Source organism: Streptomyces sp. NPDC050636 (genome assembly GCF_040654775.1).
In the GTDB taxonomy this organism is placed as follows: domain Bacteria; phylum Actinomycetota; class Actinomycetes; order Streptomycetales; family Streptomycetaceae; genus Streptomyces.
Map to the genome: position 1 here is coordinate 14,451 of NZ_JBFAIP010000069.1, position 21,789 is coordinate 36,239.

15 protein-coding genes are annotated in these 21,789 nt (G+C 70.8%); 6 read left to right on the forward strand and 9 right to left on the reverse strand.

Annotation, left to right across the window (positions count from 1 at the left end; translation table 11 throughout):
• The first annotated feature begins 345 nt into the window (after positions 1–345).
• Complete coding sequence (locus AB0I10_RS30980; protein ID WP_363156004.1) at positions 346–1,425, forward strand: PP2C family protein-serine/threonine phosphatase; 1,080 nt, start codon at positions 346–348, stop codon at positions 1,423–1,425.
• A 510-nt stretch (positions 1,426–1,935) separates the two neighbouring features.
• Positions 1,936–3,408 (forward strand): amino acid permease, encoded by a 1,473-nt coding sequence (locus AB0I10_RS30985; protein ID WP_363155989.1) that lies wholly within the window; start codon positions 1,936–1,938, stop codon positions 3,406–3,408.
• A gap of 281 nt (positions 3,409–3,689) precedes the next feature.
• Here the strand turns inward: AB0I10_RS30985 and AB0I10_RS30990 are convergent, their stop codons facing one another.
• From AB0I10_RS30990 to AB0I10_RS31005, 4 genes are read right to left on the reverse strand one after another with little or no spacing between them, the layout of a single operon-like run.
• Positions 3,690–4,712 carry an NAD-dependent epimerase/dehydratase family protein gene (locus AB0I10_RS30990; RefSeq protein ID WP_363155990.1) on the reverse strand — a complete coding sequence of 341 codons (1,023 nt, stop codon included), beginning with the start codon at positions 4,710–4,712 and terminating at the stop codon, positions 3,690–3,692.
• On the reverse strand, positions 4,709–6,202 hold the full coding sequence (locus tag AB0I10_RS30995; protein WP_363155991.1) for an AMP-binding protein: 1,494 nt from the start codon (positions 6,200–6,202) through the stop codon (positions 4,709–4,711). Before AB0I10_RS30995 ends, AB0I10_RS30990 begins: the two co-directional genes overlap by 4 nt.
• A complete protein-coding gene (locus tag AB0I10_RS31000) occupies positions 6,199–7,158 on the reverse strand; it encodes an alpha/beta fold hydrolase (RefSeq protein ID WP_363155992.1) in 960 nt (319 codons plus the stop codon). The genes AB0I10_RS30995 and AB0I10_RS31000 overlap by 4 nt, the downstream gene beginning before the upstream one ends.
• Entirely contained in the window at positions 7,158–8,189 is a 1,032-nt protein-coding gene (locus tag AB0I10_RS31005) for a 3-oxoacyl-[acyl-carrier-protein] synthase III C-terminal domain-containing protein (protein WP_363155993.1), read from the reverse strand. The genes AB0I10_RS31000 and AB0I10_RS31005 overlap by 1 nt, the downstream gene beginning before the upstream one ends.
• A 155-nt stretch (positions 8,190–8,344) precedes the next feature.
• On the opposite strand from AB0I10_RS31005, the gene AB0I10_RS31010 reads away from it, so the two are divergent.
• From AB0I10_RS31010 to AB0I10_RS31020, 3 genes are all read left to right on the forward strand, one after another.
• A complete protein-coding gene (locus AB0I10_RS31010; protein WP_363155994.1) occupies positions 8,345–15,703 on the forward strand; it encodes an SDR family NAD(P)-dependent oxidoreductase in 7,359 nt (2,452 codons plus the stop codon).
• 169 nt (positions 15,704–15,872) lie between these two features.
• Entirely contained in the window at positions 15,873–16,433 is a 561-nt protein-coding gene (locus AB0I10_RS31015) for a hypothetical protein (RefSeq protein ID WP_363155995.1), read from the forward strand.
• Positions 16,430–17,023 (forward strand): TetR family transcriptional regulator, encoded by a 594-nt coding sequence (locus AB0I10_RS31020; protein ID WP_363155996.1) that lies wholly within the window; start codon positions 16,430–16,432, stop codon positions 17,021–17,023. Before AB0I10_RS31015 ends, AB0I10_RS31020 begins: the two co-directional genes overlap by 4 nt.
• Positions 17,024–17,283: 260 nt before the next feature.
• On the opposite strand, the gene AB0I10_RS31025 is transcribed toward AB0I10_RS31020, so the two are convergent.
• From AB0I10_RS31025 to AB0I10_RS31035, 3 genes are all read right to left on the reverse strand, one after another.
• The gene (locus tag AB0I10_RS31025; protein WP_363155997.1) at positions 17,284–17,514 is read right to left on the reverse strand and encodes a DUF6480 family protein; all 231 of its coding nucleotides are present in this window, start codon (positions 17,512–17,514) and stop codon (positions 17,284–17,286) included.
• Between the two features lie 263 nt (positions 17,515–17,777).
• Entirely contained in the window at positions 17,778–18,428 is a 651-nt protein-coding gene (locus AB0I10_RS31030) for a response regulator transcription factor (protein ID WP_363155998.1), read from the reverse strand.
• On the reverse strand, positions 18,416–19,621 hold the full coding sequence (locus AB0I10_RS31035) for a histidine kinase (protein ID WP_363155999.1): 1,206 nt from the start codon (positions 19,619–19,621) through the stop codon (positions 18,416–18,418). The genes AB0I10_RS31030 and AB0I10_RS31035 overlap by 13 nt, the downstream gene beginning before the upstream one ends.
• A gap of 566 nt (positions 19,622–20,187) precedes the next feature.
• On the opposite strand from AB0I10_RS31035, the gene AB0I10_RS31040 reads away from it, so the two are divergent.
• Positions 20,188–20,430, forward strand: coding sequence for a hypothetical protein (locus tag AB0I10_RS31040; RefSeq protein WP_363156000.1), 243 nt, complete (start codon positions 20,188–20,190; stop codon positions 20,428–20,430).
• Between the two features lie 266 nt (positions 20,431–20,696).
• Here the strand turns inward: AB0I10_RS31040 and AB0I10_RS31045 are convergent, their stop codons facing one another.
• A complete protein-coding gene (locus AB0I10_RS31045) occupies positions 20,697–21,581 on the reverse strand; it encodes an urease accessory protein UreD (RefSeq protein WP_363156001.1) in 885 nt (294 codons plus the stop codon).
• On the reverse strand, positions 21,578–21,789 hold a 212-nt coding region (locus AB0I10_RS31050; RefSeq protein ID WP_363156002.1), incomplete at its 5' end, for a GTP-binding protein. The genes AB0I10_RS31045 and AB0I10_RS31050, both read right to left, overlap by 4 nt.

Here is a 21,789-nt window from a genome sequence, read left to right on the forward strand (position 1 = left end):
TGCCGAGCGGACGTGCCGAAGTGGCCCATGGCTCCTTGGTCCTGGTCATATTGGTCCTGGTCACAAAAAAATCACGCCGCCCCGCCTCGCCCCGCCCGGCCATAAAGCCCGGCCCGGTGAAGTCCGATGGCCGGCAGATGGCGGCAAGGAGCGCAGGTGAACCGCCCTTGGTCACGGGTGGGAGGGTGCCCGCAACGAGCGCATCCGGCCCACAAGGCGTATATGTGAAGCCACTGGAAGCACTCACAGGGTGCGGTGGCCAAACCGTGCGGTGGCTCCGTACTTTCCGGGTCGCGAGCGCGGTCCGGCAGCAGGAGATGCACTGTGAAAGTCCTGCAACCCACGCTGGCGAAGGTGCCGTGGATGCTCGCGGCGCTGGCCCTCGTGGCCGGCGTCCTGCTGGACCTTTTCGCGCCCGAGCCGTACATGGGACTCCCGCTGCTGGCCGCCGCACCGCTCGTCGCGGGCGCCACGCTCTCCTTCCGCTCCGCGCTCGCCGTCGTGTGTGTCACGTGCGTGGTCTCGGTGGCGGTGGATATCGAACGCGGACGTCCGGCGACGCCATTGTTTGTCGATCTGGCCGTGGTCGGCCTGATCGGCGTGCTGGCTCTCGCGGTCAACCGGCTCATTGCGCGGCAAGGACGCGATCTGGCGCAGGCGAGGGATGTCGCGGAGGCGGTCCAGCGGGCGGTGCTCCCGGATCCGCCGAGGGAGGTCGGGCCGCTGGCCGTGGCTGCCGGGTATACGGCGGCGCAGGCCGAGGCGCGGATCGGCGGTGATCTCTTCGCGGTGCAGGAGACGCCGTTCGGGGTGCGCATGATCATTGGTGATGTGCGGGGCAAAGGCATTGCGGCTGTCGCCGCCGTGTCGGTCGCGATCGGAGCGTTCCGTCAGGAGGCCGAGTACGCTCCCACCTTGGTCACGCTGGCGCAGCGGATGGACGAGGCGCTGGCCAGGGCAGCGGCCCGGGGCGGCCCGGTGATCTCCACGGAAGGCTTCACCACCGCCGTGCTGGCCGAGGTGTCCGCCGATGGCGAGGTGCTGAGCCTGGTGAACTGCGGGCATCCGCCCCCGTACCTGGTTCACGACGGACAGTGCGTACGCCTCGACCCGACCGCTCCACAGCTGCCCCTCGGGGTGGGGCTGGGCGATCTCGCTCCTGTGGCCTCAGTGCCCGTCGATGTGGTGTGGCTGCCCCCGGGGGCCTCGGTGCTGCTGGTGACCGACGGTGTCACCGAGGCGCGGGACAGGCGGGGGACTTTCTATGATCCGGTCTCCTCAGGGCGCATGCGCAGGCGGTTCAGGGACCCCGATGCACTGGTGGATGCCCTCACCAAAGACGTCGGCCGCTGGACCGAGGGTGAACACGAGGACGACATGGCCATCCTGGTCGTGACCCGGAGCCGCCCGCCCCGCGCCGCTTGATCGGCCCACTTCGCAGAAGTTCCGGGAACGCATCGCCCGTCGAGATCTCGCCACCGAGGACGCGCTCCTGAGTCCCGGCCGACGGCTGCCGCACCCGCTCGCCCTGTCACACTGCGTCACCTCGTCATCACAATGATCGGCCTGCATCCCGGCGTGACCCGCAAGGCTCGCTCACTGACTGTCGCGGAGGCTGACGCGGAGCATCGGCGATGTGCCGGTGTCCGCTCAGCGGGTTGCTCGGATCGAATAACGATCCGGTTACTGCAATCGATAATTTGCCTTGGTGTGGGAGATTGTGTCGGATTTGCCCAGTGGTCTGCGCCACAGTGGCTGGATTTCGCCCGTGGTACATCTTCACGACCACCTGGCGGACGTCACCCATGTCCGCCTAGGGGGCGCTTGAGCCGGCCGATCGCCGGCATGCAACTCCATCAGTATCCGGGGGGATCGAGACCCGATCCGACGCCAGCCAAGGCGCGGGTCGGCATGGAGCGGAAGGCGCACCACAACATGACCTCAACGCAGGTCGGCACGAACCTCGGCGACGGCAACGGGGCCCCGGGCACCACACCGGAAGAGGGCTACGAGCGCGGGCTCGGCAGCCGTCAGGTCCAGATGATCGCCATCGGCGGCGCCATCGGCGTCGGCCTCTTCCTGGGCGCGGGCGCGAACATCGCGAAGGCCGGGCCCAGCCTCATCCTCATGTACGCCCTCGCCGGCGTGATTGTCTTCTTCATCATGCGGGCGCTCGGCGAGCTGCTCCTGTACCGCCCCGTATCGGGTTCCTTCGCGGAGTACGCCCGCGAGTTCCTCGGTCCGTTCTTCGGGTTCGTGACGGGCTGGACGTACTGGCTCATGTGGGTCGTCACAGGCATGGCCGAGCTGACGGCCGCCGCGATCTACGTGAACTTCTGGTTCCCGCAAGTCCCACAGTGGGTCACCGCACTGGTCTTCCTGGTCGTGCTGTACGTGGCCAACCTGATCTCGGTGAAGATCTTCGGTGAGATCGAGTTCTGGTTCTCGATGGTCAAGGTCACCGCGCTCATCGGCATGATCGTGATCGGTCTGGGTGTCGTCACCTTCGGCTTCAGCCAGGCGGGAGACGCCGCTGCGGTCTCCAACATCTGGGCCCACGACGGGATCTTCCCCAACGGCATCGGCTCCAGCCTCATGACCCTCCAGGGCGTCATGTTCGCCTACCTCGCCGTCGAGCTCGTCGGTGTCACCGCGGGTGAGTCCGAGAACCCCGAGAAGACCCTGCCCAAGGCCATCAACACGCTGCCGTGGCGCATCATCGTCTTCTACGTCGGTGCGCTGAGCGTGATCCTGATGGTCGTCAAGTGGACGGAGTTCGAGGAGGGCGTCAGCCCGTTCGTGGCCGCCTTCGCGAAGATCGGTATCCCGGCCGGTGCGGCGATCATCAACTTCGTCGTCCTGACCGCCGCGCTGTCGTCCTGCAACTCGGGGATGTACTCCACCGGGCGCATGCTCCGCGACCTCGCCGCCAACTCCGAGGCCCCGAAGGTCCTCGGCAGGCTGAGCTCCGCCAAGACCCCGGCGATCGGCGTCACCCTCTCCGCCGCCCTCATGGGCATCGGCGTGGTCCTCAACTACGTCGTTCCGGAGAAGGCGTTCGGCTACGTCATGTCGGTGGCCACCGCGGCCGGCATCTGGACCTGGCTGATGATCCTCGTCAGCCACATCCTCTACCGCCGCGCGGTCGTCGCCGGCCGACTGCCCGCCTCGTCCTTCCCGGCGCCGGGCGGCACGGTGTGCAGCTGGATCGCGGTGGCGTTCCTGCTCATGGTGACCGTCCTGATCGCCATCGACCCGGACGGCCGCGTGTCGCTGTACGTGGGTGCCGGCTGGGCCGTGTGCCTGGGGATCGGCTGGGCCGTCCTCAAGTCCCGCAACCCGCACATCGCGGCGAAGGGGACGCACCAGGACAAGCAGCTGGAGACCGCCGGACAGCCCCGCGGCTGAACGGAACGGGATCTCAAGGTCCCGACAGACGGCCCTTGACGCCGTCACATCCCTGACGGGGCGCCCAGGCACAGACACCTGGGCGCCCCGTCGGCTTTGAACGGCCCGGCATCGTCCGCAAGGGGCTGGGACTCGGCTTCGAGGGCGGCGCCTTCCCCGAGGAGTACATGCCGGCCGACGTCAAGCCGACCGGGACCTGCCGCAACGGATACGGGGTACGGTCCACCCACCGCGCCGACGATGGCTCCCCCCCCCGCGGTCTCATCGACTGGCGTGGTCCCTCACAAAGGCGGACCGTGCATCGCGTCGTACAGGTCGCGTATGCCCTCAGCGAAGGTGACCGGCGGTACGAACCCCAGGTTCTCCTTGGCGGCGGTGAGGTCGAACCAGTGCGGGCAGGTGAGTTCGGCCACGAGGAAGCGGCTCAGCTCGTGGGTGCCAGAGGCGCCCGTCAGAAGGGCGGCCGCTTCGCGGGCCGTGGCGACGGCGTACGCCAGCCGGGCCGGTACGGACTGCCATTCGGCACGGACCCCGCCGGCTGCCAGGAGAAGTGTGGCGATCACGCGCAGAGGGCGGGGGTCGCCCTGGGTGATGAAGTAGGCGCCGCCGTCGGTGCGTTGGCCGCCGGTGGACCGTCGTTCGTGGAGGAGGTCGAGGGCGAGGAGGTGGGCGTGGGCGGCGGTGTGGAGATGGGTGGTGTCGATGAGGTTGGTGCCGTCGCCGGGCATGAGGAGGCGGCGGCCGCGGACCGCGCGCTTCACGGCCGGGACGAAGTGGGGGTCACCGGGGCCCCAGATGATGTAGGGGCGCAGGGAACAGGTGGCCAGGGAAGGGCGGTTGGCGGCCAGGACGAGCTGTTCGGCGCGTGCTTTGGTCCAGGGGTAGGCGGCGAGATGACGTTGGGGATAGGGGGTGCTTTCGTCGGCGTTCTCCAGGCCGGTGGGGTGGAAGACGACGCTTGCCGTCGAGGTGTGGACGAGGGTGCGAACGGCGTGGGCGCGGCACTGTTTGAGGACGTTGCGGGTGCCGTGGACGTTGGTCATCCAGTAGGGGCGTGCGGGGCCGCTCACTCCGGCGAGGGCTGCCGTGTGGATGACGGCGTCGCAGCCGGCGACCGCCCGCGATACGGCGGCGGGGTCGACGAGGTCGCCCTGGTGCTGACGGACGCCGAGCAGGGTCAGAGCTCTGCTGGTGCGGCGGCTGAGGGAATGGGTTTCGGTGCCGCGGGCGATGAGCCGGCGGCAGATCTCTGTGCCGAGGAAGCCGGAGCCACCCGTGACGAGGACTTTCGCCGGCCCCGTCATCGCGCCCTCCGCAGGCGTTTGGTGGCCCAGACGGCCAGCCGCTGCCGGTCGATCTTGGAGTTGTGGCGGATGTCGGTGGGAAAGCCCGGGTGGATCAGCACCTGACCGATGCGCCGACCGTCCGGGTGCCGGTCGAGTGCGTCGCGCAGGGCTTCGGTGGCGTCGCGATGGTTCCGGCGGCCACGCCCTTCCAGCTCTGCGCACAGCACGGCTTGTTGCCGCCCGGCCGGGCCCACGCCGACCAACCACAGGCGGCCCTGGTCGTCGAGCCGTCCCAGGTCGCCGGTGCGGTGCAGCAGGCCGCAGTCGGCGGCCGCTTTGGAAGCGGCAGTGGCCTGGGGACGCGCATGGTAGGCGGGGCTGACGTTACGGCCGGCGACCGCGATCTCGCCCACCCCGGTACGGTCGGCTTCGAGTACCCGTACCTCTACGCCGGGCACCGGGCGCCCGACACACGTCCCCGCGCGAACGTGCTGCGCCTCGGTGCGCAGAGTGCGTAGATCGGTGGCGCTGACGGCGCTGACCGGCAGGCATTCGGTGGCGCCGTAGACGCTGAACACCTCGGCGTCCGGCCGGAGCACGGTACGCAGGGCGTCCGCGAGCCCGGCGCGTAGCGGGGCGCCGAAGGACAGGACGCGGTCGACCGACGGCAGAGCCAGGCCGTGGCGCGCGCAGTGGCCGGCCAGCAGTCCGAGGACGGCGGGGGAGGCGGCGACCACCGTCGCCCGGTGTTCCAGCAGGGGCCGCAGAACGCGCTCGGGGCGGGTGCGGGCCGGGGCGAGGTGGTTGACGGCCGGGGCGAGCGTGGTCACCCCGAGGGCGGGGCCCAGCAGGGCGAGGGGCAGAAAGCCGGCGAGCAGTACTCCGCCCGGCTCCGTGGCCAGCACCGGACCGAGGGCCTCGGCCTGCCCGGTCAGCGTGCCGTACCGGTACTCCACGCCTTTGGGCACTCCGGTGGAGCCGGACGTGAACGCGATGACGGCCAGCTCCTCGGCGGAGGGTTCCCGGACCTCCGGGCCGGGCCCGCCGTTCTCCGGCACCGACACCGGCAGTTGACGCCCCAGCCCGGGGAGGGCGGGGCCGGTCACCAGGGACGTGCGTACGTGCCCGTGTGCCCAGCCCATGGCGCGGCGTGCCACGTGAGCCAGCGGCTCACCGACGAAGACCTGCGGGGCCACCCCGTCCAGGCAGGCCCGCAGGTCCGCGCGGGGCAACCCGGGCTCGACCAGGACCGGCACGGCGCCGATGGTCAGCAGCCCGTAGACGACGGTGACCAGCTCGAACGGGTCGCGTGTCATCGTCACCGCCTTCTGGCCCCTGCGGACGCCGGCGGCCCGCAGCGCCTCGGCCACCCGGCCGCATCCGGCCAGCAGTTGGGCGAAGCTGATGGACTGTCCGGACCCGTCGCGGCGCCCGCGCACGAGCGCGGTGGTGTCGGGGTGGGACTCGGCCAGGCGCACCACCTGCGAGTAGAGGCCCGCGTCGCTCATCGCCGTACCCTCCCCAGGAGGAAGTCGCGGATATGGCGCCCGAGTTCGTCCGCCGCGTCCTCCATCACGAAGTGGCCGGCGTCGGCGTACCGGTGGACGCGGGCCTGCGGGAACCTGCGTGTCCACTCGTCCAGCACGAGCGGGGTGAAGACCGGGTCCCGCATTCCCCAGCCGATGAACACCGGCAGCGCGGCCAGGCTGCTGCTGTGGCCGTCAGGGGGTTCCAGCAGCCGCCACGCCGGGTCGTCGTCGCTGTGGGGGATGCTGCGGACGTATTCCACGACGGTCCTGCGGTCCGAGCGGCGGGCGTACGGCAGCAGGGACGCGCGCCGTTCGGCCGCGCGGAGCGGATGGACGACTCCGGCTCGTAGGGCAGCTCGGGGGAAGGCGTTGGTGAGGTGCGCGAGGGCGGCGACGGGTGCGAAGTCCCTGATCCACTTCAGGTAGACGGGTAGCCGGTATCCCGGCGGCCAGCGGAACCCGATGGTGTTGAGGACGACCAGGCGGGCCACCACGCCGGGCCGGCGCAGGGCCCATGCGATACCGAGCGGCCCGCCCCAGTCGTGCATCACCAGGGTCCATCCCTGGGCGGGAAGCTGCCGGTCACCGGTGAGGTGGGCGAACAGGGCGTCCAGGTGGTCGAGTTGTGCCGCGTACCGATCGGCGGCGTTCGGTGCCACCGCGGGGCGGGGGGACAGGCCCAGCCCCGGGAGGTCCGGAGCCAGGCACCGGACGTGGGGTGACAGGACGGGCAGCAGATGCCGCCATGCGTAGCTCCACGACGGGTTGCCGTGGAGCAGCAACACGGGATCGCCCGTGCCGGTGTCGAGGTAGTGCTGGCCGGTCGCCGGGACGTGCCACCAGTGGGCGGGGTCCGGATAGCCGGGCAGCAGCCTGTGCGGCACGGTCGGCGGTGGCCGGTCATCGGGACGTGACGCGATCGTGTTCACCGCCATCACAGCCGGATCAGGGCGAGACCGATGCTGGTCCCGCTGGCCAGGCCGATCATGGCTACGGTGTCGCCCGGCTCCACCCGGCCGGTTTCCTGCGCCTTGACGATCTGCAGTGGCAGGGAGGCGGCGGCGCAGTTGCCGTGGTCGGCCACGGTGGCCATGCAGCGGTCCGCGGGCAGGCGGAACTTGCTGGAGGAGTCGTGGAACTGCGGCATGGAGATCTGGTGGAAGGCGATGAACGCGCTTCTGCGGATCGCCTCCAGCTCCTGTTGGTGGGTGGTGCCCACCATGAAGGGCATGTCGTCGAGCGCATTGCGGAGGAGGTCGCCGTTGAGCCGGAGGGTGGTGTGCTCGTCGTCGGTGGAGCGGCCGTTGAGCGACCCGCCCCCTGCCACGGTGCAGGCCCTCCAGGCGCTGGAGTCGCTGCCGAAGGCCATGGTGAGCACTCCCGGGCCGTCGTCGTCGGCCGGGGCAGCGGTCAGCACGAGCGCGGCCCCGGCATCGGAGACCGTGTATCCAGGCATGGCCCGGAGCAGGGCCTCGTGGTCGGGAACGCACCAGCGGGTGGCGTCCGTGATGCTCTCTCCGCAGGCGATCAGCACGGTGCGGTAGCGGCGGGTCGCGATGAGGGCGTTTGCCGTCTCGATGGCGTTGAGCACGCTGTTGCAGGCGTTCTTGATGTCGAAGACCGGGCAGGTGGCGCCCAGTTTGGCGGCCACGATGTGCGCGGTGGCGGGTTCGATGAGGTCCTGGCTGGTCGCGGCGAACAACAGCAGGTCCACCTCGCCGATTTGGGTGCCGGCTGCTTTCAGTGCCTTCACGGCGGCCGCCACCGCGAGGTCGGAGGCCTGGACACCGTCGTCGCGCTCGTGGACGCCGCGCACTCCGGTGAGCTCTTCGAGCAGGCCGGGTGGAGGCACATATGCCCCGCCGGACGCGGCGATCCTCGCCCGGGTCGCTTCCATGGTCCGGTAGCGCGACGGCAGATGGGCGGCGATGGCCGCCAGGCGGGCGCGCGGGGCATCAGGCTCCATGCGCACCACCATAATCGGACGTAATATCAACTAACGCTTGTATGTAGCTAGTTCACTCAAAATAGCTAAATACCACTTACCTTATTAGTGGATGGGTATGCCTTTGGATCGGGATGGCCGGGCCAGCCGCGCGTGGGACACAACGGAGGCTGAGAATGGGGCATGACGACCAGGCAGTGGCTGTGGTGGGTGCCGGTTGCCGACTGCCCGGCGGCATCAGCGACCTGGCCGGCCTCTGGGAGGCGTTGCGGGAGGGCCGCGATCTGGTCGGTGAGATCCCGGCGGACCGGTTCGACAAGGCCCGCTTCGTGGATCCCGGGGCCCTTCGTGCCGGTCGGAGCTACACGGCTGCGGGGGGTTTCCTCGACGACGTGACCGGGTTCGACGCCGCCTATTTCGGCATCGCCCCCAAGGAGGCCCTGTTCATCGATCCGCAGCAGCGACTGCTGCTGGAGATGGCGGTCGAGGCGGTGGACGACGCCGGCATCCCCGCCGAGTCGCTCGCCGGATCGGACACCTGTGTCTTCGTCGGAATCTCCGACCCGTCCTACGGCCAGCTCCAGTGGACACTCGGAAATCACCCCAGCCCGTACGCCATGAGCGGCGGCGCCCTGTCGATCGCCGCGAACCGCCTGTCGTACTTCTTCGACCTGCGCGGACCGAGCATGTCGATCGACACCGCCTGCTCCTCCGCGCTGGTGGCCCTGGACCGGGCGTGCCGCACTCTGCTGGACGGCACCAGCCGCACCGCCCTCGTCGGTGGCGTCAATCTGCTGGCCGGCCCCGCCGGCTTCTCGGGCTTCTCGCTGGCGGGCATGCTGTCGCGGCGCGGGCGGTGCGCGGCCTTCTCCGCCGACGCCGACGGCTTCGTACGGTCGGAGGGCGGGGGCGTCGTCGTCCTCAAGCGGCTGGCCGACGCGCTGGCCGACGGCGACCGGATCCACGCGGTGATCGCCGGCACCGGCATCAACTGCGACGGCCGCACCCGGGGAATGGCCCTGCCCAGCTCCAGGGCTCAGGAAGAGCTGCTGCGGGTGGTCTACGAGCGGGCGGGGGTGAGCCCGGACGAGCTGGTGTACTTCGAGGCGCACGGCACCGGCACACCCGCCGGCGACCCGGCGGAGGCTGGCGCCATCGGGCGGGCGCTCGGGCAGCGCCGTTCGTGCGGGCCGCTGCCGATCGGCTCGGTCAAGTCCAACGTCGGGCATCTGGAACCGGCCGCTGGCATGGCCAGCCTGTGCAAGGCCCTGCTGGTGCTCCGGCACGGAGTGGCTCCGGCCACGCTGCACGCCCGACCGCTCAGCCCGGCCATCGACTTCGACGGGCTCGGCCTCGCACCGACCGTCGAGCCCGTCGAACTGCCGCGTCCGGACCGGGCCGCAGTGGGCATCAACTCCTTCGGCTTCGGCGGGGCCAACGCCCACGCCGTCCTGACCGGTCCACCGGCACCGCCCGAGCGGGAGGGGCACAGCGGAGGCCCGGTGCCGGTGACCATCTCCGCCCGGTCGCCCAAAGCACTGCGAGAACTGGCCGGACGGGTCTCGGCGCGGATGAGGGAGGCGGCGCCCGAGGAGTTCTTCGACCTGGCCCACACCGGCACCCGGCGCCGCAGCGCTCATCCGCACCGCGCCGCTGTCCTGGCCGACGGCCCGCGTGCGGCCGCCGAAGAGCTGGAGCGGCTCTTCGCGGACGGCCCCGCGGCCGGAGCCAAGGTGCGCAAGGCCGACCGGGACACGGTGGCGTACGTCTTCTCCGGCAACGGCTCGCAGTGGCCCGGCATGGCCGCCGGTCTGCTGACCACCGAACCGGTCTTCCGGACCGCAGTCGAGGAGGCGGACGCCGCCCTTGTTCCGTATACGGGATGGTCGGTGGCGAAGGAGCTGACCTGTCCGCACGCGCCCCGCTGGCAGCGCACCGAGATCGCCCAACCGGCGCTGTTCGCCGTGCAGGTGGGCCTGGTGGCCCTGCTGGCTGCCAAGGGCGTGCGCCCGGCGACGGTGGTGGGGCACAGCGTCGGCGAAGTGGCCGCCGCCCACGCGGCCGGTGCGCTGACCCTGGACCAGGCGGCCAGGGTGATCGCTGAGCGCAGCCGGACGCAGGGCGCAACGGCGGGCGCCGGCCGGATGGCCGCGGTCGGGCTGTCCGAGGAGGCCGCCCAGGAGGCGCTGGTCCGCTACGACGGCGCCCTGGAGATCGCCGGGATCAACAGCGACCGGGACGTCACCGTCGCAGGCGACCCGCAGGCCCTGTCCGCCCTCGCCGCCGAGCTCCACACCCGGGACGTCTTCTTCCGGGAGCTGGACCTCGACTACGCCTTCCACAGCCGGGCCATGGACACCATCGCCGGCCCCCTGGGCACTGCGCTGGCCGGACTGGCCCCCGGCGCGGCGCGGATCCCGTTCGTCTCCACCGTGACCGGAACCCCGCTGCCCGGCGAGGAGTTGGGCGCCGACTACTGGTGGCGCAATGTGCGCGAGCCGGTCCGGTTCGCCGACGCGATCGCTCACGTCCTCGCCGACGAAGCCGACATCCTCGTCGAGATCGGCCCGCACCCGGTGCTGCGTTCCTATCTGCGCCGCACCGACGCCACGTACATCCCCACCCTGCGCCGCGACGGCGACGACTCCCACGACACGGTGGCTGCGGTCGCCGCCCTGATCGCGGCCGGCGCTGCCCTGGACTGGCGGGTCCACTTTCCCCGCCCCGGCCGGGTGACCGACCTCCCGGCCTACCCCTGGCAGCGCGAGCGGTACTGGAACGGTGCCCCGCAGGACCACATCGTGCGCACCAGCGGTACCGGTCTTCTCGACCATCCGCTGCTGGGCGAACGGCTTCCGGCCCCCCACCCGCTGTGGGAAGGCTCCGTCGAACCTCAGCTGGTGCCTTGGCTGGGGGACCATCGGATCGCGCAGGCGGTGCTGATGCCGGCCGCCGGCTACCTCGACATGGCCTTGTCCGCCGGGAGGCTGGCGCTCGACCGGCCGGTGGAGGTAAGGCACTTGGAGATCACCCGCCCGCTTCCCATCGGCTGGCCCGACCCCGAAGGCGTACGGTTGCAGACCGCCGTCACCCCGGACGACGGCACCCTGACCATCAGCAGCAGCGCGGGCCGCGGCGCCGAATGCCAGCCGGTCGTCCGCGCCGAAGTCCGCACCCTGCTCGGTACGGCTCCCACCCCGCTCGACCCCGACGCACTGCGCGCACGCTGCCCCCGGTCGATCAGCCGCCCGGACTACTACCGGACCTGCCACCGCGTCGGCCTCGACGTCGGGCCGGCCTTCCAGTTGCTTCGCGAACTCCACGTCGGGGATGGCGAGTTGCTGGCCTCCTACCAGCACGAGGCGCCGAGCGACGCCTACACGGTGCACCCGGTGCTACTGGACGGCCCGCTCCAGGCCACCGTCGCACTGGCGGAGGACCACATGGGCGGCGGCCGGGCCTATCTGCCGTCCGTGTTCGGCTCGGTACGGGTCTGGCGCACCCCCGCACCGTCCGGCATCGTGCATCTGCGCCAACGCGCCCGTACCGAGAACGAGTTCTGCTGGGACATCACCTACGCCGACGAGGACGGCACGGTCACCGCGGAGATCGAGGGCTGCCGCACGCGCCGGATGTACAACGCGGACCACACGCCGCTGACCGTCCAGCACACCGTTCTTCGAGCCGCGCCGCCGCCGCACGCCGCCGCCCCCTCACCGCTGCCCCCGCCTGCCGAGCTGGTGGCAGCGCTGGCGGACCGGATCACCGCATTGCGAACGGCACTGCGGGAAGCTGGCCACGACCAGTTCGCCGCCGCGGCCGAGGAGACCGGCGCGCACTGCTGGGGCGCCGCCCTCGCCGGGCTGCTCGCCGATCCCGCCGCCGCGTTCGGCATGCCCGACCTCACGGCCGGCGGGCTCCAGCCCCATCACCGGCGCCTGGTGCGGCTGATGATCCCCTTCATGGAGCGCAACGGGCTCATCGAGCCTGCTGGCGAGGGGCGTTGGCAACTCACCGACACCCGACTCCGCCCCGAGGAGCTGCTGCGGCGCCTGGTGAAGGACCACCCCGCCTTCGGCACCGAGACAGCTCTCCTCAACCGGCAGCTGCGCCACCTCCCCGAGGTGTTGCGCGGCACCATCGACCCGCAGGAGCTGCTCCCGGCCGGGGACATCGCGTACGAGCAACTCCACGACACCGCACCCGCCCACCGCTTCACCCACCGCGTCGCCCAGGCGCTGCTGGGCGAGCTCGTCCGGCGCTGGCCCCTGGACCGCCCTCTGCGGGTGCTGGACATCGGCGCCGGCACCAACAGCCTCACCGCGGCCCTGCTTCCCCTGCTGCCTGCCGAACGCACCCACTACACCTGCACCGCCACCCCGGCGTCCGGCTTCGCCGGCGCCCAACACCGCTTCTCCGCCTACGACTTCATCGAATACCGCACCCTCAACCTGGACGCCGACCCGGTCCCGCAGGGCTTCACCCACCACGGATTCGACCTGATCGTCGCCGGTGACGCCCTGCACACCGCCGTCGACCTGACCGAAGCGCTGCGCCACGTCCACACCTTGCTCGCACCCGGCGGCCTGCTGCTCGCCACGGAACCACACCTCACGCCGCGGTTGGGTGTCCTCTTCGGCGGCACCGAGACGTTCTGGCAGCGCCGCGACCCCGGCCTGCGACCGGATACCCGGCTGCCGGCCCAGGACCGGTGGGTGCCGTTGCTGACCGAATGCGGCTTCACCGGTGCCGTACGAACGGGCAGCGGGGACCGCTCCGTGCTCCTGGCGGCCGCGGACCACCTCCCCGCCGCCGACCCCACACCGCCCGCACCGCAACCCGGCGCCGCCTGGGTCGTTGCGAACGAGACCCCAGACGAGACACCGACCGCGCGGGCGCTGGCCGAACTACTGGGCGGGGCCAGGACCATCGCCGCCACCGACGACCAAGCCGACTGGACCGCCGCACTCGCCGCGGCCGATACCTCCACCGGAGTCGTCCTCCTGCTCGCCGAACCGGACGGCCCCGACGCAGTCGTCTCCCGCACCACTCGCCGCGCCGCCGTTCTCCGGGCCCTGGCAGCCGCCGGCGCCGTACTGCCCAGCGGCATGCATCCCCAACTCTGGCTGGTCACCCGCCCCAGCGGCCTGTTCCCCGCGCCCGAACGCCCCGCCCACCCCGCCGACGCCGCAGTTTGGGGAGCGGCCCGCACCCTGGCTAACGAGCACCCCGACCTGCGCGTGCGCCGCATCTCCCTGGATCGCGCCGACGACGCTGCCACCGACGCCCACCGTCTGGCGCACGAGCTGCTGACACCCACCGACGAGGACGAGATCGTGCTCACCCTGGCCGGCCGCTTCGTCCCACGCCAGACCCAGCACCCGGCCGACCGGCTCAACCCTGCCCCCTCCGGTTCGCCATACATCCTGGAGGTACGTGACCCCGGGCTGTCCCGGCGGCTCGTCTGGCGCGAGGCGGAGCTCCTCCGGCCGGGCCCCGGCGAGATCCTGGTCGAGATGCGCGCGGTCGGCCTGAACTACCGCGACCCGATGCGCGCCAACGGGCTGCTGCCACCCGAGGCCGTCGAGGGCAGTCCACTCAGCCGCGGCCTGGGCACCGACGGCGCGGGGGTCGTCCAGGAGGTCGGGCCCGGTGTCACCGGCCTCTCGGTCGGAGACCGGGTCTGCGGGCTCATGCCCGCAGCGCTGGCCTCGCACACCGTCACGATGGCCGCCACCACCGTCCGTATCCCCGACGGTGTGAGCTATGCCGAGGCGGCGACCTTTCCGGTGGCGTTCCTCACCGTCCATCAGACCCTCGCCGAGCAGGCCCGGCCGTTCCCCGGAGAGACGGTGCTGGTGCACGGTGGTGCCGGCGCCGTCGGGCTGGCCGTCATCCAGTGCGCCGGGACCCTGGGCGTACAGGTCATCGCCACGGCAGGCACCGAGGCCAAACGCGACCTGCTGCGCACCCTCGGCGTCGAACACGTCCTGGACTCGCGCACCTTGGACTTCGTCCCGCGCGTCCGCGAGCTGACCGACGGCCGGGGCGTCGATGTGGTCGTCAACTCCCTCAGCGGCGAGGCCATCGCCCACAGCCTCGACCTGCTGCGCCCCAACGGCCGCTTCATCGAACTCGGCAAGCGCGACATCTTCCTCAACAACCCTCTTCTGCTGCGCCCCTTCCACCGCAGCCTCTCCTTCATCGGATTCAACCTCGACAACGTCATCTACGACCCGGTGCGGGGCCCGCACCTGATGCGCGAGGTCGCAGACCGGATCGCTTCCGGCGACTACCTCCCGCTCCCTCACGTCGTCTACCCGGCCGCCCAGGTGGACGAGGCGTTCCGGCTGCTGCAGCACTCCCGGCACACGGGCAAGGTGGTCGTCTCCTTCGACCCACTGGACGAGCCCGTTCCCGTGGAGCCCACCCCGGCCGTCCCGGCCCTCGACCCGGACGGCACCTACCTGGTCACCGGCGGCCTCAGCGGCTTCGGCGCCGCCACCGCCGACTGGCTTGCCGCCCGCGGCGCACGGCACCTCGCCCTGGTCAACCGCCGCGGCGCCGCCGCACCGGAAGCAGCCGCCGTCCTCGACCAACTCACCCGGCGCGGCGTCCGGTCCACTCCGTACGCCGCCGACGTCACCGACGAGGCAGCCGTACGACAGGTCATCGAGGCCATCGACGCCACCGGGCACCCCCTGCGCGGGATCGGCCACTGCGCCATGCAACTCGACGACGCCCCCCTCGCCGATCTCACCGACGACCGGTTCGCGGCCGTCCTCGCACCCAAGGCATCGGGCGCCGACGTCCTGGACCGCCTCACCGCCCAGCGTGACCTCGACCTGTTCCTGCTGTACTCCTCGGTCAGCGCCAGCACCGGCAACCCGGCCCAGGCCCCGTACGCCGCCGGGAACGCGTACGTCGAAGCCATGACCCGATACCGCCGCCACGCCGGGCGGACCGCCACCGCGATCGCCTGGGGCCCCATCGCCGAGACGGGCTACGTCGCCCGCAACGACCTCGGCGCCGGCATGACCGCCATCGGCTTCGAACCGGTCACTCCGTCCGAGGCGTTCGGGGCCGCCGACCACCTCCTCACCACGGAAACCGACGTCGCCGGCATCGGCCGCTACCGCTGGGGCCGCGCCCGCCGCGTCCTCCCGGCGCTGGCCACGCCCCGTTACGCCGGACTGATCCCGGCCGGCGCCGCCGAATCGGACGACGGCCGCGAAGAACTGCTGCGCTCCCTGGCCGCGATGCCGCCGGACGACGCCGTACGCACCATCACCGACACACTGGCCCGTCTGCTCGCCTCAGTCCTGCGCGCCGACCCGGAGGAACTGGACCCGGAGCGCCGCCTGGAGGACCTCGGCCTCGACTCACTCATGACCACTGAATTCCTGCTCCGCGCCCGCGAGCACTTCGATATCCGCATCTCGCCCACCGAATTGCTGGGCGGCGGACGCGCTCTCACCCACTTCGCCCGTCTGGTCCACGAACGCCTGGGCATTCACGCGTCGGGGAAGCCGTAATCGGCCAACCGTCGCCGAATCGCGGCTGGTTGAGCGGGTCGTGCAAGGAGTGCGCTCCCCGGTCCCGGTCCCGTCTGCTCCCCGGAGGGGAGCAACCGCCACCTGAACGGCAAGCGAATGCGGTGGCTTACGTAGCCCCCACGCACTCTACAAGTGTAGAGTCCCGGGTATGAGTGGGCTTGCAGACACCTTCGTTCCCCGCCCGGACTTCAGCTCCCGGCACCACACGGTCATCCCGGCTCCGGTGGAGGCGGTGTGGGCGGCGTGGCAGGAGATGGAGCAGGTCGGCAGTGAGGGGTGGGGGCCGATTGTCCGGGCGCTTTTCACCGTGCGGCGGCACCTCGGCCGCCTCAAGAACGGAGGAGAGGTGCCGAAGGAGGACCTGCGGGACAGCTTTCGGCTGCTGGCCGAAGACCCGCCGCGAGAGGTGGTGAGGGGGATTGTGGGGCAGTGGTGGGCCATGGGAGCCGCCGACATACGGCCGGACGTCACAGGTCCGCGTGAGTTCCTGGCATTCGACGAACCCGGCTATGCGAAGGCGACCTTCAGCATGAGATTCACCGCGGACGCGACCTGCGGCGGTACCCGGGTCGTCACCGAGACCCGGGTCCTGTGCCTCGACGAGGCGGCTCGTCGTGCCATGGGGCGGTACTGGCGGCTCGTCGAGCCGTTCAGCGGCCTCGTCCGGCGGATGATGCTCAGCAGGCTCAGGAAGCGGGCCGTCGTATGAGCAGCGACAGAAGCCCCCGCGTACAGGCGCTGCTGACCGCCGCCGTGGCGGTCATCGCCGATGAGGGCCTGCGAGGGCTCACCCACCGGGCGGTGGACCGGCGGGCAACCGTGCCGGCCGGGTCGACCAGCTATTACTTCCGTACCCGGCAGGCACTGCTCGGCGGCGTGGTCGCGTTCATCGCCGAACAGGAAATGGCGGACATAGAAGCGGCGACCGTCTCCGAAGAGCTGGCCGAGACGCCACCGGTACGCCAGGTCGCCGACCGCTTCGCAGGCGTACTCGCCCACTGGCTCGGCCCCCAACGCGACCGCACCCGCGCCCGCCTGGAGATCATCCTCCTGACGGCGCGCCACCCGGAAGGGGAGCTGGGCACCGAACTGCTCCGCGCCCGGGAGCGCTTCGTCGGCCAGGCGCAGCAACTGGCAACGGCGCTCGGCAGCCCGTGTCCGGACGAGGGCGGGCGGATCGTGGTCGCCTTCGCCGAGGGACTCACGTACGACGGGGTGATACGACCCGGCCAGGACACCACCGACCGGGCGGCCTTGCGACAGATGCTGGAGAGGGTCCTGCTCACCCTGGCCGGTTAGCGGGGTCGCGGGGTAGCGGGGCGCTGACGGGACGGCTGGGCGGCAGGAGCACCGGCAGCAGTACCGGCAGCCGGTCCACCGGCCGATCTGGAGGCGATTTGTGGGCTCGTCGGTGTCGTTAGAAGGAGTGCTGCGCAGTTCGCCACCCGCCGACGAAATTTCGAGGCCCAACGTTCACGTTCGAGGCCCAACATGGGGGCTGAACGACTGCTCATGCAACGAGGTCCCCAGAGTCGCTGGTGCTTCTGCCTCGTCTGTGGTCACAGCGCCACCATCACGGCATAGGCGATGAAAAACGCTGCGAAGATCACGACGATGATGCCGAGGATGATGACCGGGCCCTTGGCCCAGCCCCTTGTCTGGTCATTGCGGGGGCCGGTCTCCCCGCCCGTGCTGCCCTCGCCCGCCGGGGTTTCCCCGGGCGGGACCCCGCCACCAGGACCGAGGCCGGTAGTGCGGCGCGGATCCGGATCCGGATTGTGGATGCTCATACCTCAAGCTTGCCCGTTTTAGCCCGAAAACATCCGATCAAGTCGCGGCTGTGGCGTGTAGCGAGGTGACGGCCGGGCTTTTACTGACATGGGTGCTGCACGCACAGCGCGGCAGCGCCGAAGCGCGCCGGCGAATGGCGAAGTCGCGTACGTTCTGTGCAATCACTGCCACTCAGCGTGCCCACTGGATCAATGTGGCGCGGGCTCCGGTACCCGCCCATGCGGCTGCGACGGCAGGCGGTGGGAGCCGGGGCTCGCAGTGCTCAGGTGGCGATGCTGTCCAGGTAGCTGAGGACTGCCAGGACCCGGCGGTGTCCGCCGTCGGCGACCGGCAGTCCCAGCTTCACGAAGATGTTGCCGATGTGCTTCTGCACCGCGTTGTCCGTGATGAACAGCCGTTTGCCGAGCTCCGCATTGCCCAGCCCCTGCGCCATCAAGGTGAGCACCTCGCGCTCCCGCGGAGTCAGCGCGTCGACGGCGCTCCCACGCGGCCCCGCCAGCAACTGCGTGATCACCTCGGGGTCCATGGCCGTACCGCCCTCCGTCACCCGCCGCAGCGCGTCCACGAACTCACCGACCCGACTCACCCGGTCCTTGAGCAGATAGCCGACGCTTCCGGCTCCGTTGGCCAGGAGCTCACGGGCGTACACCTTCTCGACGTACTGGGAGAGAACCAGTACGGGCAGGCCGGGGTGTTCCCTGCGGAGTTCGAGCGCGGCTCTGATGCCCTCGTCGCGGAACGAGGGCGGCAGCCTGATGTCCGCGATCACCGCGTCCGGGACGTGTTCCGCGACCGCTGTCAGCAGGCCCGGCGCATCCGTCACCACCGCGGCGACCTCGATCCCCTTGGTGCCCAGGATCAGTTCCAGCCCCGCCGAGAGGAGCACATTGTCCTCGGCGATCACGACGCGCACGGCAGCTCCACCGTGACCGCGGTGGGCCCGCCGGCCGGGCTGCTGACGAGCACGGTCCCGTCGAGTGCGGCCGCGCGGCGGCGGATCCCGATGACGCCGGAGCCGAGGGTCTCGTCCACACCGCCGAGTCCGTCGTCGGTGACCTCGACCAGGAGGACATCGTCCGGCCGGGTCAGCCGTACCACGACCCGGGTCGCGCCGCTGTACTTGGCCGCGTTGGTGAGGGTCTCGGCCACGATGAAGTAGGCGGCGGCCTCGACGGCCGCGGGCAGTCTGCCCAGTTCGCCGAGCTCCACCTCGGCGGGGATACCCGCACTTGCCGCGACTGCCGACACCGCGCCTTCCAGACCCCGGTCGGCGAGGATCGGCGGATACATGGTGCGGATCACGTCGCGCAGTTCCGTCATCGCTTCCTCGGCGCCCTCATGGGCCTCCTGGAGGAGCTTGGCAAGGGCCCCCGAGTCGTCGGGCAGCTCCTCCCGGGCCACGCCGAGACGCATCGCGATGGCGACGAGGCGGGCCTGGGCGCCGTCGTGCAAATCGCGTTCGATACGGCGCAGTTCCGCACCGTGGGCATCGAGGACTCCGGCTCGGCTCTCGGCCAGCTCACCGACGCGCTCGGCGAGCCGGTGCTCGGCCGATGGCTCCAGCGCGGCGACGGTGCCGCGCGCGTGCATCCGGGCCAGGCGAGGCATGGCCCACCAGGTCAACGCGCCGGCGCCGGCGCCCTGTACGACGGCGAGAGCGAGGGCCGTGCCCCAGCCGGCCACCGGCACCGCGCCGAGCAGGCGCAACGGCTCCTGTTCCGGGAACAGTTGCCACAGCAGGGCCGCGGCCACGCTGAGCACGGCGGTTCCGACACAGGCAAGCGCGGCCAGGCCGGCGGGGAGGCCGGTGGCGACATGGCGCAGGACCCAGCGCAGGTCGCGCCGCTTCTCGGTGTCGTCGAGCAGATGGCGCCACTGTGCGCCCAGTCCCTTGGGCAGTTCGGTACGGCGCGGGCGTATGTCGATACCGAGCAGTGCGGCGGCCCGCCGCCGGTGCCACTCCGACCAGTGCCGCAGGGTCCTCATCAGTACCGGCAGCGCCGTCAGGCCGGAGGCGATCGCGCCCACGGCCAGAAGCGGCAGTATGAGCATCGACATCATCGCCGTGGACAGGCCGACCAGCAAGTACCGGCTGCTGTGGACCACTTGTCTCCATCGTTCATGCATACGGATCAGTGTGAGCCACGCGCAGCCCGCGCACACTACAGCTACCTGCACCTGCCTCCACCTGGGAAAAGCTGAAGGTGCCGCCTCTCCAGGGCCTGTTATGCCACGTGGAGCCACGGAACGGGCACAACGGCGCTGTGCCGCTGAGGTGTTGGTGTCAGGGGCGTGGCTGCTGGGTGGTCATAGAGGCAGCGTCCGCCGCTCCATCAGTGTCACCGCTGCATCAGTGTTACCGCTCTATCAGTGTCACTTCGTACGTGCCGCCGAAGTTGTCGGCGGACCGAGTTCACATACCGAGTTCACATGATGAAGCAGCGCTGGCTCGACGGCGGCGCTGACGGTGCCCTGCTTTCGGTCGGTGACCGTTATGTCCGCTGAGACCGACACTGCGGCACTCCCCAAGCGTGCGTGACCTGCTCTGCGTCCGCTCCGGTTACTGCCGGCAGCAGACTCAGTCACTCTTCCGTGTGCATGTCGTCACCGGCGGTATGGATGTCAAAGCGGTCGGAAAAGAGTGTTCCCACATCAACCAATAGGAGAGCATTATGAGGATTCGTTCCACTTTGGCCGCCGTTGCCCTGGCTGCTGTCGCCGTCCTGACTACCGCGGGTACAGCTGCCGCCGACGGTGGCGACGACGAATTCGTCGGCACCATCACCCAGACCGCTGACAGCAATGTGGGTCCCGACCCGAGCCAAGAGCGCGCCGGGAACAACGGCGAAGAGCGCGACGGGAACAAGGGAAGCTTGGACGGCGGGTCCCTCTTCGGTTCCAGTGGCATGAGCTGAGCGTCTGCTCCTCAAACCCACCAGAAAACCCACCAGAGCACTTCGGAAAGCGGCGGAGTCTGCGACCAGGCCGCCGGCCGCGACTCATGCTGTCAGCTGCTCCTTGCACCTGCTCGTCGGACCAATCCGGGTGGAGAGTGCGCACCCGTGTGTCGGCCACGGCTGGAGCCCTGCATCAGGCCCTGGCGTCGCGTGTGATCATGCTGCGCCGTTCGCGGGCGACCCTTGAGCGTTCGGCTCGGCGTCGGAACGTCGCCGTCTCCCGATCAGGTGGCCGCTGAGGTGTCGGGAGCGGGTGCTTGTCGATGTCGCTTGCCCCGTGTGCTGCTGCCACCTGCGGCGGGCCGGCGGGAGGTGGCCTGTGCCGCGTCGAGGAGATGACGCAGGCGGAGGCCGTCCCGGGCGACGGCGGTGACGAGCGCGGCAGGGCCGGCGAGCGGTGTCAGCACGGCCTGGCCGTCTCCCGGGGCTCCGCCGAACAGTTGGACTTCGGGGGGCTTCTCCTCGAATTCCGGGTCGACGATCAGCAGTTGCCCGGTCGCGCGGTGGTCGGCGAGGACGGCCGGCCCGTCCCAGCCGGGTGCGCCCGGCCCGTACTCGGCCTGTTGGTCCAGCAGAGTGTGCCCACCGCGTCGGACCGTGAGACGAGTCACCACATGGCCAGGCGGCTCGCCCGTACGTCCAAGGACCTGTTCCTCACGCAGGACGAGTTGTGCGGTGGGGGCGAGGTCGACGGTCCAGGTCTGCCGCAGATTGCTGCCCGCCGCGCAGATCAGTGGCTTGGGGAGCCAGTGGAGCTGCGCCTGCTCTTCTACGGTCAGCTGCACGTCGTAGGTGGCGTGCTCGGGGGTCGGACCCCGCAGGGCGAGGGTCGCGGCGGCGGAGGAGATGTGCAAGGCCGCGCCCTGCTGTGCGGTGGCTTCGATGCGCAGCCGGTCGCCGCCGAGGGGGGCGGTCATGGCGCCGACGACGCACACCCGCGCTTCACTCCCGCGTGAGCGTAGGCGACGCAGTTCGAAGGGCCCGTCGCCGTCGAGGACGGGGAGCGTGGTGGTGCCGCCCCTGACGGCTGCCGAGATGCGGGCGGTGGCACGCACGCCTGCGGCAGTCCGCTGGGGGGACGGTGCGGATTCCGGGGCTGCTGGGGTCATGCGGGGCCCGCGGTCCAGTCGGCGAGGCGTTCGCGGACCCAGTCCGCCACCGGCTGGACGCCGTTTTGTGACTTCAGGGTGGTGCAGGCGACGGGGAGTTCGCCGCGTTGTGTTTTGGCGTCGCGGGCCATGCTTTCGAGGTTGACGCCGACGTAGGGGGCGAGGTCGGTTTTGTTGATGACGAGGAGGTCGGAGGTGGTGACGCCGG

Coding starts and splice junctions, on each gene's coding strand:
- AB0I10_RS31000 (WP_363155992.1), bottom strand. CDS start 7,158: ATGGCGGTGAACACGATCGCGTCACGTCCCGATGACCGGCCACCGCCG.
- AB0I10_RS31005 (WP_363155993.1), bottom strand. CDS start 8,189: ATGGAGCCTGATGCCCCGCGCGCCCGCCTGGCGGCCATCGCCGCCCAT.
- AB0I10_RS31040 (WP_363156000.1), top strand. CDS start 20,188: ATGAGGATTCGTTCCACTTTGGCCGCCGTTGCCCTGGCTGCTGTCGCC.
- AB0I10_RS31045 (WP_363156001.1), bottom strand. CDS start 21,581: ATGACCCCAGCAGCCCCGGAATCCGCACCGTCCCCCCAGCGGACTGCC.
- AB0I10_RS30995 (WP_363155991.1), bottom strand. CDS start 6,202: ATGAGCGACGCGGGCCTCTACTCGCAGGTGGTGCGCCTGGCCGAGTCC.
- AB0I10_RS30985 (WP_363155989.1), top strand. CDS start 1,936: ATGACCTCAACGCAGGTCGGCACGAACCTCGGCGACGGCAACGGGGCC.
- AB0I10_RS31015 (WP_363155995.1), top strand. CDS start 15,873: ATGAGTGGGCTTGCAGACACCTTCGTTCCCCGCCCGGACTTCAGCTCC.
- AB0I10_RS31020 (WP_363155996.1), top strand. CDS start 16,430: ATGAGCAGCGACAGAAGCCCCCGCGTACAGGCGCTGCTGACCGCCGCC.
- AB0I10_RS30990 (WP_363155990.1), bottom strand. CDS start 4,712: ATGACGGGGCCGGCGAAAGTCCTCGTCACGGGTGGCTCCGGCTTCCTC.
- AB0I10_RS31010 (WP_363155994.1), top strand. CDS start 8,345: ATGGGGCATGACGACCAGGCAGTGGCTGTGGTGGGTGCCGGTTGCCGA.
- AB0I10_RS31025 (WP_363155997.1), bottom strand. CDS start 17,514: ATGAGCATCCACAATCCGGATCCGGATCCGCGCCGCACTACCGGCCTC.